The sequence below is a fragment of the Luteimonas sp. TWI662 genome (genome assembly GCF_039673825.1).
In the GTDB taxonomy this organism is placed as follows: Bacteria; Pseudomonadota; Gammaproteobacteria; order Xanthomonadales; family Xanthomonadaceae; genus Luteimonas.
Window position 1 is genome coordinate 69,312 of sequence record NZ_JBDJMI010000008.1, and the last position, 12,491, is coordinate 81,802.

Annotated in this window: 9 protein-coding genes; 8 read left to right on the forward strand and 1 reads right to left on the reverse strand. The window is 68.8% G+C overall.

Annotation, left to right across the window (positions count from 1 at the left end; translation table 11 throughout):
* Positions 1-82: 82 nt before the first annotated feature.
* Positions 83-1,498: a class II fumarate hydratase gene (locus ABE488_RS07840; RefSeq protein WP_346447727.1), complete on the reverse strand. Its 1,416-nt coding sequence runs from the start codon at positions 1,496-1,498 to the stop codon at positions 83-85.
* 126 nt (positions 1,499-1,624) lie between these two features.
* Here ABE488_RS07840 and purB point away from each other — a divergent pair, with 126 nt between their 5' ends.
* From purB to ABE488_RS07880, 8 genes are all read left to right on the forward strand, one after another.
* Positions 1,625-3,007 carry an adenylosuccinate lyase gene (purB, locus tag ABE488_RS07845; RefSeq protein WP_346444322.1) on the forward strand — a complete coding sequence of 461 codons (1,383 nt, stop codon included), beginning with the start codon at positions 1,625-1,627 and terminating at the stop codon, positions 3,005-3,007.
* A 92-nt stretch (positions 3,008-3,099) separates the two neighbouring features.
* Positions 3,100-3,624 carry a DUF3060 domain-containing protein gene (locus ABE488_RS07850; RefSeq protein WP_346444321.1) on the forward strand — a complete coding sequence of 175 codons (525 nt, stop codon included), beginning with the start codon at positions 3,100-3,102 and terminating at the stop codon, positions 3,622-3,624.
* A gap of 115 nt (positions 3,625-3,739) precedes the next feature.
* Positions 3,740-4,945 (forward strand): cupin domain-containing protein, encoded by a 1,206-nt coding sequence (locus ABE488_RS07855; protein WP_346444319.1) that lies wholly within the window; start codon positions 3,740-3,742, stop codon positions 4,943-4,945.
* A 2-nt stretch (positions 4,946-4,947) separates the two neighbouring features.
* The gene (locus tag ABE488_RS07860; protein WP_346444318.1) at positions 4,948-5,853 is read left to right on the forward strand and encodes a GNAT family N-acetyltransferase; all 906 of its coding nucleotides are present in this window, start codon (positions 4,948-4,950) and stop codon (positions 5,851-5,853) included.
* 205 nt (positions 5,854-6,058) lie between these two features.
* Entirely contained in the window at positions 6,059-8,899 is a 2,841-nt protein-coding gene (locus ABE488_RS07865; protein WP_346444316.1) for a 2-oxoglutarate dehydrogenase E1 component, read from the forward strand.
* Between the two features lie 45 nt (positions 8,900-8,944).
* Complete coding sequence (gene sucB, locus ABE488_RS07870) at positions 8,945-10,189, forward strand: dihydrolipoyllysine-residue succinyltransferase (RefSeq protein WP_346444314.1); 1,245 nt, start codon at positions 8,945-8,947, stop codon at positions 10,187-10,189.
* A 142-nt stretch (positions 10,190-10,331) separates the two neighbouring features.
* Positions 10,332-11,774, forward strand: a complete 1,443-nt coding sequence (gene lpdA, locus ABE488_RS07875; protein WP_346447728.1) for a dihydrolipoyl dehydrogenase — start codon at positions 10,332-10,334, stop codon at positions 11,772-11,774.
* A gap of 108 nt (positions 11,775-11,882) precedes the next feature.
* Positions 11,883-12,476 (forward strand): TIGR00730 family Rossman fold protein, encoded by a 594-nt coding sequence (locus ABE488_RS07880; protein WP_346447730.1) that lies wholly within the window; start codon positions 11,883-11,885, stop codon positions 12,474-12,476.
* The last annotated feature ends 15 nt before the right edge of the window (positions 12,477-12,491 follow it).

Consider the following 12,491-nt stretch of genomic DNA (forward strand, 5'->3'; position numbering starts at 1 on the left):
CGCGCTGCACGCATCGCCCCCCCCCGCGCTGCGGGGGAAGGTGATCGCCTCCTGCGGGGGAATGATTGCCGCCTGTGCCGGACTATCCGCCGCCACCCGCACCCTCGTGGATGCCACCCCGGGTCAACGCGGCCGGATCGAGCAGCGCGCGCAGATCGGCGGCCGACAGTCCGCTGTCCTCCAGCGCGACATCCAGCACCGGTCGCTCCTCGTTGTAGGCGCGCTTGGCGATCGCGGCGGCCTTCTCGTAGCCGATGATCGGGTTGAGCGCGGTGACCAGGATCGGGTTGCGCGCCAGCGCGGCGTCGACGTTGTCGCGGCGGACCTTGAGGCCGGCGATCGCCTGGTCGGCCAGCAGCCGCGACACGTTGGCGAGCAACTGGATCGAATCGAGCAAGTTGGCTGCGATCAGCGGCAGCGCGACGTTGAGCTGGAAGTTGCCGGTCTGCCCGGCGACCGTGATCGCGGTGTGGTGGCCGATGACCTGGGCGGCCGCCATGACCGTCGCCTCGGGAATCACCGGATTGACCTTGCCGGGCATGATCGAGCTGCCCGGCTGCAGCGCCGGCAGCTCGATCTCGCCCAGGCCGCCGAGCGGGCCGGAGTTCATCCAGCGCAGGTCGTTGGCGATCTTGATCAGCGCGACCGCCAGCGCATTGAGCTGGCCCGACAGTTCGACCGCATCGTCCTGGGCCGCGATGCCCTCGAACTTGTCGTCGGCCGATTCGAACCGGGTCCGGGTCAGGGTCGAGAGCGCGCGCGCAACCTTGCGGCCGAACTGCGGATGGGCATTGATGCCGGTACCGATCGCGGTGCCGCCGATCGGCAGCCGGCGCAGACGCTTGAGCGTGTCCTCCAGCCGCGCCTGGGCGGAGGCCAGCTGCGAGGCCCAGGCCCCGAACTCCTGGCCGAAGGTCAGCGGCATCGCATCCATCAGATGCGTGCGCCCGGTCTTGACCACCTTCTGCAGCGACTTGGCGCGGCGCTCGATCGTGCGCCGCAGGTGCTTGAGCGCCGGCTGCAGGTCCTCGACCACCGCCAGTTGCGCCGAGACGCGGATCGCGGTCGGCACGACGTCGTTGGAACTCTGGCCGAGGTTGACGTGGTCGTTGGGGTGCACCGGTCGGCCGGCCCGCGAGGCCAGCGTCGCGATGACCTCGTTGGCGTTCATGTTCGACGACGTGCCAGAACCGGTCTGGTAGACATCGATCGGGAAGTGCGCGTCGTGCGCCCCGTCGGCGACCTCGAGCGCAGCGGCGCGGATCGCCTTGCCCAGCCGGCCCGGCAGCAGGTCCAGGCCGGTATTGACGTCGGCAGCCGCGGCCTTGATCAGGCCCAGCGCGCGGATGAAGCCGCGCGGCATCGGCCGGCCGGAGACCGGGAAGTTCTGCACCGCGCGCTGGGTCTGGGCGCCCCACAGGGCATCGGCGGGGACCTGCAGGTCGCCCATGCTGTCGTGTTCGATCCGGAACGCCGGGGCGTTCGCTGACGTGCTCATTCGTTCGGCTCCTTGGAGGAAAAGGGTCCGGCTGGCGTGGTCGCTGGCGGATGGGATGGTCCTGGGAAGGATACGCGAGCGCCATGCAGGCTAAAATGACCGCTTCGCCCGCCGCGCTCCCGTCCAATGACCGACTCCCGCACCGCCGACGCCGCCCTGCTCGCCCTGTCTCCGCTCGATGGCCGCTATGCCGGCAAGGTCGATGCGCTGCGGCCGATCTTCTCCGAGTACGGCCTGATCCGGGCGCGCGTGCGGGTGGAGATCGAGTGGCTGATCGCGCTGGGCGACGAGCCGGGCATCGCGGAATTGCCGGCGTTCGACGCGGCCGCGCGTGCGACGCTGCAGGCGCTGGCCGAAGACTTCTCGGTCGCCGACGCCGCGCGCGTGAAGGAGATCGAGCGCACCACCAACCACGACGTCAAGGCGGTCGAATACTTCATCAAGGAGCGGCTCAAGGACGATGCCGCACTCGCGCCGGCGCTGGAGTTCGTGCATTTCGCCTGCACCAGCGAGGACATCAACAACCTCTCGTATGCGCTGATGCTCAGCAAGGCGCGCCAGCATGTGCTGCTGCCCACGCTCGACCGGCTGATTGCGACGCTGCGCGAGATGGCGCACACCCATGCGGCGTTGCCGTTGCTCTCGCGCACCCACGGCCAGACCGCGTCGCCCACGACCGTCGGCAAGGAGCTTGCGAACGTCGTCGCGCGGCTGCAGCGCCAGGGCGAGCAGCTCGCGGCGGTGCCGCTGACCGGCAAGATCAACGGCGCGGTCGGCAACTACAACGCCCACATCGCCGCGTATCCGGATATCGACTGGCCGGCGTTCTCGCGCCGCTTCGTCGAGTCCCTGGGCATCGAGTTCAACCCCTACACCACCCAGATCGAGCCGCACGACTGCGTCGCCGAGATCGCCGACGCCACCCGCCGCATGGGCACCATCGGCATCGATCTGTGCCGCGACGTGTGGGGCTACATCTCGCTGGGCTACTTCAAGCAGGCACTCAAGGACGGCGAGATCGGCAGCTCGACGATGCCGCACAAGGTCAACCCGATCGACTTCGAGAATGCCGAGGGCAATTTCGGCATCGCCAATGCGCTGTTCGAGCATTTCGCCGCCAAGCTGCCGATCAGCCGCTGGCAGCGCGACCTCACCGACTCCACCGTGCTGCGCGCCTTGGGCACGGCGTTCGGCCATACCCAGATCGCGCTCGACGCGCTGCTGCGCGGACTGGGCAAGCTGAGCGCCAACCCCGAGCGTCTGGCGCAGGACCTGGATGCGGCCTGGGAAGTGCTGGCCGAGGCCGTGCAGACCGTCATGCGTCGCCATGGGCTGCCCAACCCCTACGAGCAGCTCAAGGCGCTGACCCGCGGCCAGGGCATCACCGCCGAGTCCATGCGCGCCTTCGTCGACGGCCTCGACCTGCCGGAGGCCGACAAGGCGCGGTTGCGCGCGCTGACGCCCGGGGCCTACACCGGGCTGGCCGAGCAGTTGGCCCGCGCGATCTGACCTCTGCATACGGCGCGCGCCGGTTGGCGCGACGCCGCCTGCACGCACCGCAGCGCAGGCTGCGGTCATCCAGCCCTTGCCCAGGCTTGCCCATGCGCCGCTCCGTGTCCCGCTCGGTCACCGTCCTCGCGCTGCACGTCGTCGCCGCGAGCTTGGTCGCCTGCGGCGGGCCTGCCGACGATGCGACGTCCAGGCCCCGCGAGGAGGCACCGCCGACCGCCTCGGGTGCGTTGCGCGATCCGGCCAGCGGCGCCATGTGCGCCGGGCAGGATGTGCAGGTGACGCGCGACGACTTTCATCTCGTGCTCGACGGGGCCTGCGGTGAGGTCGTGGTGACCGCCTCGCGAGGCGCGATCAACGTCGACCATGCGGCCTCGCTCCGGGTCGACGGCGACCATGTCACCGTCCTCAATCGCCGCGTCGGCGACGTCGTGGTGACCGGCAGCGACAACACCCTCAACCTCACCGAGGCCGGCAACGTGCAGATCGGCGGCGACCGCAACACCGTGCTCGCGCGCAATGTCGCGTCGGTCGAGTTCGAGGGCGCCAGCAATACGGTCAACCCGAGCAACACGCCCGACGTGCACGACGACGGCCACGACAACCGCGTGCTGTAGCCCCAGCGCGCAGCGCAGGCCCGCCTCGGACGAGGCGCCGGCTGCCCGAAAGCGCCCGCCGCGTCCATGCGCGCACGCAATGCGCGCCCCCGGCCGATCACGTACGCTTGCGCGCATGAAAGCCCTCCCCTTCGAGATCGATGCCGGCCGCCACGGCCCGCTCGGCATGCCCCCTGCCCGCTTCCTGCGCGACTACTGGCACAAGCGGCCGCTGCTCATCCGCAACGCCTTTCCCGGCTTCCAATCCCCGCTGCAGCCCGAGGACCTCGCCGGCCTGGCCTGCGAGGAACTGGCACTGTCGCGATTGATCCGCCACGACCGCGCCAACGATGGCTGGCAGGTCGAGACCGGCCCGTTCGACGAGGCCATCTTCCCGGGCCTGGGCGACCGGGACTGGACGCTGCTGGTCCAGGACGTGGACAAGTGGGACGCCGACGTCGCCGCGCTGCTGCCGCACTTCTCGTTCCTGCCGCGCTGGCGCATCGACGACATCATGGTCAGTTTCGCTGCGACCGGCGGCTCGGTCGGCGCGCACGTCGATCACTACGACGTGTTCCTGCTGCAGGGCCTGGGCCATCGCCGCTGGATGATCGACGCCTCGCATTCGCTCGGCCACGGTCTGCCGTCGCAGGACTTCCGCGACGATGTCGAGTTGAAGTTGCTGCGCGAGTTCACGCCGACCCACGACTGGGTGCTCGGTCCCGGCGACATGCTCTATCTGCCACCGATGGTGCCGCATCACGGCGTGGCCGAAGATGCGTGCCTGACGCTGTCGGTGGGCATGCGGGCGCCGTCAGCCGCCGAACTGATGGGCGACTACATCGACACGCTGGCCGCCGAGGCCGACGACGCGGTGCGCTACCACGACGAGACGCTCACGCCGCCCAAGGACCCCAACGAGATCGACGCGGCGACGATGGGCCGCGTGGTCGAGGCGCTCAACGCCATCCGCATGAACGACCCCGACCGCCTGGGCGACTGGTTCGGCCGCTTCATGACCGGGTACCGCAATGCCCACCAGGTGGTCGCGGGCGAAACGCCGCCTCCGCCGGAAGAGGTCGATGCACTGCTCACCAGCGGTCGGGCGGTGTTGCTGCGCAATCCGTTCTCGCGCGCCGCCTGGCGCCGCGCGGCACGCGGCGCACGGCTGTTCGTCTCGGGCAGCGCGTTCGCGCTGTCGATCCGCGACGCCCAGCGCCTGGCCGCCGCTGCCCGCATCGACGCCGCCGACCACGCGGCGCTGTCGCCAGCGGGACGCGCCGCGGTCTACGCCCTGCTCGAACAGGGCCACTACACGCTGGCCCGTCCCGAGGACGCGTGAGCGTGCCGGCGTCGCTCCGGGTCTTTCCGATCGCGAACGACGCCGACATGGCCGCCGCGCAGGCCCTGCGCGAGCAGGTCTTCGTGCAAGAACAGGGCGTGCCGGCCGCGCTGGAGCGCGATGCGCTCGATGCGCAGTGCCGGCACGTGCTGGCGGTCGACACCGACGGCACGGCGGTCGGCACCGGCCGCCTGGCGCCGGACGGCCGGATCGGCCGGCTGGCGGTGCGCGCCGACCGGCGCGGCCGGGGCATCGGCGATGCGCTGCTGCGGGCCTTGCTCGACCTGGCGCAGGCCGACGGCCTGCCCCACACCCATCTGCACGCCCAGTTGCACGCGATGAACCTGTATGCACGCCACGGTTTCGTCGCGGAGGGGCCGCAGGTCGTCGAAGCGGGCATCGTGCATCGTGCGATGCATCGGCATGCGCAGGCCGCTTTCGCAGTGGAGGACCTGGAGACTGCGGTCGCGGCCAGCACGACGGTGATCCTGTCCGCCCGCCGCGGCCTGTGGCTGCGCAGCCACGACCTCGACCCCGGCCTCTACGATCATCCCGAGGTCCTGCGCGCGCTGCAGCGGTTTGCGACCGCCGGGCGCGGCGGCGGCGCACGCATTCTGCTGCAGGACGCGGCCGCGCTGCGGACCGGCCCGCCGCCCCTGGTGGCGCTGGCGCAGCGGTTGCCGAGCGCGTTCGCGATCCGCGAGGTCGACACCGCAGCCGACCGCGGCTTCGCCGGCGCCGTGCTCGTCAACGACGTCGGCGGCTTCGTCGTCCGACCGCTCGCGCACCGAATCGAGGGGGAAGCGGCGACCACGCTGCCTGGCCGGGCGCGCCGACTGGTGCAGGCGTTCGAGACGGTGTGGGAGCGTTCACGTCCGGCGACCGAGCTGCGCGCGCTCGGCCTTTGACCGCCACGCCCGGCACCAGCCTCGGCGCACAGGGTGCGCAGACGCCTTCGACCGCGGCACGAGGCCAGCGCATGCGGCCGCGCGGGGTGCATCGCAGCGGAGGACACGCGTATACTGTCGTGACCTCAATGGCCGCCAGATTCCGGCTTTTTCCGGCTTTCCGGCACGCCGCACCCCCCTCCCCAAAGAGTCCGAATCGCCAGACGTGGACAGTCTCCTGAAGCAGTTTGCGCAGTCGTCGCAGTTCGGCGCCAATGCCGCCTATATCGAAGACCTGTACGAGCAGTATCTCGTGGCCCCCGACAGCGTCGGGACGGACTGGAAACGGTGGTTCGACACCTTCAAGGGCCGCGAGGCCGGCGACGTGCCGCACTCGGCGGTGCTGTCGGCGGTCGCCGATGCCGGTCGCCAAGCCGCGCGCGGCGTGGTCCAGGCGCAGGCCTCGGGCGCCGGTGACGAGCGCGAACGCCATGTCGGCCGACTGATCACCGCCTACCGCTCGCGCGGCCACCTGGGCGCCCGGCTCGACCCGCTGGACATGACCCCGCCGGTCAACCCGCCGGACCTGGGGCTGCCGTTCCACCAGCTCACCGAAGCCGACCTCGACGACGAGTTCAGCACCGGCGGCGTGGGCGGCCAGCCGCGCATGAAGCTGCGCGACCTGCTGGCACTGCTCAAGGCGACCTATGCCGGTCCGATCGGTGCCGAGTTCATGCACATCCCGGACTTCGAGCAGCGCAACTGGCTCTACACCCGGCTCGAGAATGCCGGCGGCCGGTTCGCGCGCAGCCCCGAGGAGAAGAAGCGCATCCTCGAGCGGCTGACCGCGGCCGAGGGCCTGGAACGCTATCTGCACACCAAGTACGTCGGCCAGAAGCGCTTCTCGCTCGAAGGCGGCGACGCCCTGATCCCGCTGCTCGACAACGTGATCCAGCGCGCCGGCAAGGACGGCGTCAAGGACATCGTCATCGGCATGGCCCACCGCGGCCGCCTCAACGTGCTGGTCAACACGCTCGGCAAGAATCCGCGCCGGCTGTTCGACGAGTTCGAAGGCAAGTTCGAGCACCAGGACGACGATCGCGCCCACACCGGCGACGTGAAGTACCACATGGGCTTCTCGGCCGACCTGGCCACGCCCGGCGGCGCCGTCCACCTGGCGCTCGCGTTCAATCCCTCGCACCTGGAAATCGTCAACCCGGTGGTCGCCGGCAGCGTTCGTTCGCGCCAGCACCGCCGCCGCGACACCGAGCGCAAGGTCGTGCTGCCGGTGCTGCTGCACGGCGACGCGGCGTTCGCCGGCCAGGGCGTGAACATGGAGCTGTTCCAGATGTCGCAGGCCCGCGGCTTCGCGGTCGGCGGCACGGTCCACGTGGTCATCAACAACCAGGTCGGCTTCACCACCAGCGATCGCCAGGACGCGCGCTCCACGCTGTACTGCACCGATGTCGCCAAGATGGTCGGCGCCCCGGTGCTGCACGTGAACGCGGACGATCCCGAGGCGGTCGTGTTCTGCGCCGAACTGGCCTACGACTTCCGCCAGACCTTCGGCAAGGACGTGGTCATCGACCTGGTGTGCTACCGCCGCCACGGCCACAACGAGGCCGACGAGCCGGCGGCGACCCAGCCGCTGATGTACCAGGTGATCCGCAAGCACAAGACGCCGCGCGAGCTCTACGCAGCGCGGCTGGCCGCCGAGGACGTGCTCGCCGAGGCCGACGCCAAGGCGATCGTCGACCGCTACCGCGACAAGCTCGATGCCGGTGAGGTCACCGTGGAGCTGGCCGACGCCAAGCCGTCGGACTACGAACTGACGATCGACTGGGATCCCTATCTTGCCGGCCGGCTCAGCGACACGCTCGACACCCGGGTGTCGGTCGACAAGCTCAAGGCGCTCGCCAAGACGATCACCACCCTGCCCGACTCGGTGCACCTGCACCCGCGCGTGGCCAAGATCTACGAGGACCGCCGCAAGATGGCCGCCGGCGAGCTTCCCGGCGACTGGGGCTTTGCCGAGAACCTCGCCTACGCGACCCTGCTCGATGCCGGCAACCGGCTGCGGCTGGTCGGCCAGGACAGCGGCCGCGGCACGTTCTTCCACCGTCACGCGGTGCTCCACGACCAGCAGGACGGCGAAGACTACATTCCGCTGCGCCAGCTGGTGAAGAACCCCGAGGACGCCACGATCATCGACTCGCTGCTCAGCGAAGAGGCGGTCATGGCGTTCGAGTACGGCTACGCCTCGTCCGAGCCGGGCACGCTGTGCATCTGGGAAGGCCAGTTCGGCGACTTCGCCAACGGCGCCCAGGTCGTCATCGACCAGTTCCTGTCCTCGGGCGAAGCCAAGTGGCAGCGTCTGTGCGGCCTGGCGCTGTTCCTGCCGCACGGCTACGAAGGCCAGGGTCCCGAGCACAGCTCGGCCCGCCTGGAGCGCTTCCTGCAGCTGTGCGCGCTCGACAACATGATGGTCTGCGTACCGACCACGCCGGCCCAGGCGTTCCACATGATCCGGCGCCAGCTGTGCATGACCACCCGCAAGCCGCTGGTCGTCATGACGCCCAAGTCGCTGCTGCGCCACAAGCTCGCCGTGTCGACCCTCGACGAGCTCGCCAACGGCGAATTCCAGCATCTGATCCCGGACAACGACGCCGATCCGGCCAAGGTCAAGCGCGTGGTCGTGTGTTCGGGCAAGGTCTATTACGACCTGCTCGAAGAAGCCCGCAAGCAGTCGCTGGACCACGTCGCGCTGGTCCGTGTCGAGCAGCTCTATCCGTTCCCGCGCGCGCTGCTGACCGCCGAGCTCGAACGCTTCTCCAAGGCCACCGAGGTGGTCTGGTGTCAGGAGGAGCCGCAGAACCAGGGCGCTTGGTACCAGATCAAGCACCACCTCGAGTTCTGCTCCGGGCCCAAGCAGTCGCTGCACTACGCCGGCCGCGCGCGCTCGCCCTCTCCGGCCGTCGGTCATTTCAACGACCACGTCGCCGAGCAGCAGCAGCTCATTGCCGACGCGCTGGTCAACGACCTCGCCGGCAAGGTTCTGTCCGAATAGTTTCCGATCGCATCCCCACATTCCACGCTTTTCCCAGGAAGCCACATGGCCACTGAAATCAAAGTCCCGGTCCTGCCCGAATCCGTGTCCGACGCCACCATCGCCACCTGGCACAAGAAGGCCGGCGATGCGGTCAGCCGCGACGAGAACATCGTCGATCTGGAGACCGACAAGGTCGTGCTCGAAGTGCCCTCGACCGTCGATGGCGTGATCAAGGAGATCAAGTTCGAGGAAGGCGCGACGGTCAACAGCCAGCAGGTCATCGCGATCATCGAGGAAGGCGCCGCCGCGGCCGCGCCGCCGGCCGCCGAGTCGGGCAATCAGGACAAGGAAGCCCCGGCTGCCGGTGCCGAGCAAGTGCAGTCCAAGCCGCAGGCCAAGCAGGCCGACGACAAGGCGCCGTCCTCGACCAAGCCGCAGTCGGTCTCCGGCGACAAGACCGCCGACCTGCCGCCTGGTGCGCGCTTCACCGCCCAGAGCCAGGGCATCGACCCGTCGCAGGTCGAAGGCACCGGCCGCCGCGGCGCGGTGACCAAGGAAGACCTGCTCAACTACGCCGCCGGCAAGACCCCCGGCGTGTCGGGCGGCGCCCGTCCCGAAGAGCGCGTGCCGATGACCCGCATCCGCAAGCGCATCGCCGAGCGCCTGATGCAGTCCAAGGAATCGATTGCGATGCTGACCTCGTTCAACGAGGTCAACCTGGGCAAGGTGATGGCGCTGCGCAAGGAGCTGGGCGAACAGTTCCAGAAGGAACACGGCATCAAGCTCGGCTTCATGAGCTTCTTCGCCAAGGCCGTGGCCAACGCGCTGCAGCGCTACCCGATCATCAACGCCTCGGTCGATGGCGACGACATCATCTACCACGGCTATGCCGATATCTCGATCGCGGTCTCCACCGACAAGGGCCTGGTCACGCCGGTGCTGCGCAACGTCGAGCGCATGGGCTTTGCCGAGATCGAACAGGGCATCGCCGACTACGCCAAGAAGGCGCGCGACGGCAAGCTGGGCCTCGACGACCTGCAGGGCGGCACGTTCACGATCACCAACGGCGGCACCTTCGGCTCGCTGATGTCCACGCCGATCGTCAACCCGCCGCAGTCGGCGATCCTGGGCATGCACGCGATCAAGGAACGCGCGATCGTCGAGAACGGCCAGGTCGTCGCCGCCCCGATGATGTACATCGCGATCTCCTACGACCACCGCATCATCGACGGCAAGGACGCGGTGCTGTTCCTGGTCGACATCAAGAACCAGCTGGAAAATCCGCACCGCATGCTGCTCGGGCTCTAAGCCCGTTGCATGCGATGCCGTGATTGGGGATGCGTGCGTGGTGATGCCGGCCCGTGGCTGTTGAAAGCCCAAGACCGGATCGCCCCGCGCATCGGGCCTGGGCCCTCCCCATCACGAATCCCCCATCACGTGAGCGAATGAAATGAGCGAACAGCAGAAATTCGATGTCGTCGTCATCGGCGCCGGCCCGGCCGGCTACCACGCCGCCATCCGCGCCGCGCAGCTGGGCATGAAGGTCGCGTGCATCGACGCCGCGCTCGGCAAGGACGGCAAGCCGGCGCTCGGCGGCACATGTCTGCGCGTGGGCTGCATCCCGTCGAAGGCGCTGCTCGATTCTTCGCGCCAGTTCTGGAACATGGGCCACATCTTTGGCGACCACGGCATCAGCTTCAAGGATGCCAAGATCGACGTCGGCGCGATGGTTGGCCGCAAGGACCAGATCGTCAAGCAGTTCACCGGCGGCATCGCGATGCTGTTCAAGGCCAACAAGGTCACGCCGTTCTACGGCTTCGCCACGCTCCACCCCGACCGCGTGGTGAAGGTGAAGCAGCACGACGGCGCGGAGATCGAGCTGACCGGCACGAATGTCATCATCGCCGCGGGCTCCGATTCGATCGAGCTGCCGTTCGCGAAGTTCGACGGCGAGACCATCGTCGACAACGTCGGCGGCCTGGACTTTACCGAGGTGCCCAAGCGCCTGGCGGTGATCGGGGCCGGCGTCATCGGTCTGGAGCTGGGCAGCGTCTGGAAGCGCCTGGGCAGCGAAGTCACGATCCTCGAAGCACTGCCCGACTTCCTCGCCGCCGCCGATGCCGAAGTCGGCAAGGCCGCGCTCAAGGAATTCAAGAAGCAGGGCCTGGACATCAAGCTCGGCGCGAAGGTCTCCAAGACCGAAGTGACCGGCAAGGGCAAGAAGAAGGAAGTCGTCGTCAGCTACGCCGACAAGGACGGCGAGCAGTCGATCACCGTCGACAAGCTGTTGGTCGCCGTCGGCCGCAAGGCCGCCAGCCAGGGCCTGCTGGCCGAAGGCACCGGCGTGAAGCTGACCGACCGCGGCCAGATCCAGGTCGACGACCATTGCCATACCGGCGTCGACGGCGTCTGGGCGGTCGGTGACTGCGTGCGCGGCCCGATGCTGGCGCACAAGGGCTTCGAGGAAGGCATCGCCGTCGCCGAACTCATCGCCGGCCTGCCGGGCCACGTCAATTTCGACACGATCCCGTGGGTCATCTACACCGAGCCCGAACTGGCTTGGGTCGGCAAGACCGAGCAGCAGCTCAAGGCCGAGGGCATCCCGTACAAGGCCGGCAGCTTCCCGTTCGCCGCCAACGGCCGTGCGGTCGCGATGGTCGAGCCGGCCGGCTTCGTGAAGGTGCTCGCGCACGCCGAGACCGACCGCGTGCTGGGCATGCACTTGGTGGGGGCCAATGTCTCCGAGCTCGTACACGAAGGCGTGCTGACCATGGAGTTCAAGGGCTCGGCCGACGACCTGGCGCGGATCTGCCACGCGCATCCCTCGCTGTCGGAAGTCGTCCACGACGCCGCGATGGCCGTCGACAAGCGCGCGATCCACAAGGCGAACTAAAGCGCCCTCGCCTTGCCCCGGAAGGCTCCGCTTTGGCGGAGCCTTCTGCTTTCCGGCCCGGCCCCGCAGATGCGGCCCTGGCGATCACCTGCAAGAGGACACCCTCGCATGAAATCGATCTGCGTCTATTGCGGCTCCAACTCCGGCAGCAAGCCCGTCTACGCCGAACGCGCGATGGCGTTGGGCGATCGCATTGCCCGCGACGGGCTGCAGCTGGTCTACGGCGGCGGCAACGTCGGCCTGATGGGCACGGTGGCCAATGCGGTGCTCGAGGGCGGCGGCTCGGTCACCGGCGTCATTCCCAAGCAGCTCGCCGACTGGGAGGTCGCGCACCGCGGCCTCACCCAGCTGGAGATCGTCGACTCGATGCACGCGCGCAAGATGCGCATGTTCGAGCTGTCGGACGCCTTCGTCGCCCTGCCCGGCGGCTTTGGCACGATGGAGGAGATCTTCGAGATGCTGACCTGGCGGCAGCTGGGCATCGGCAACAAGCCCTGCGCCTTCCTCGATATCGACGGCTTCTATGCGCCGCTGATCGGCATGATCGACCGGATGGTCGATGAGCGGTTCCTGCATCCCGACCAGCGCGCCGACTTGTGGTACGGCGACGACATCGACGCGATGCTGGCGTGGATGCGGGGGTATACGCCGGCGCGGGCGGAGAAGTGGATCGATGAGAAGCGGCGGAGTGCGTTGAAGTAGCACCGCATCGCTTGA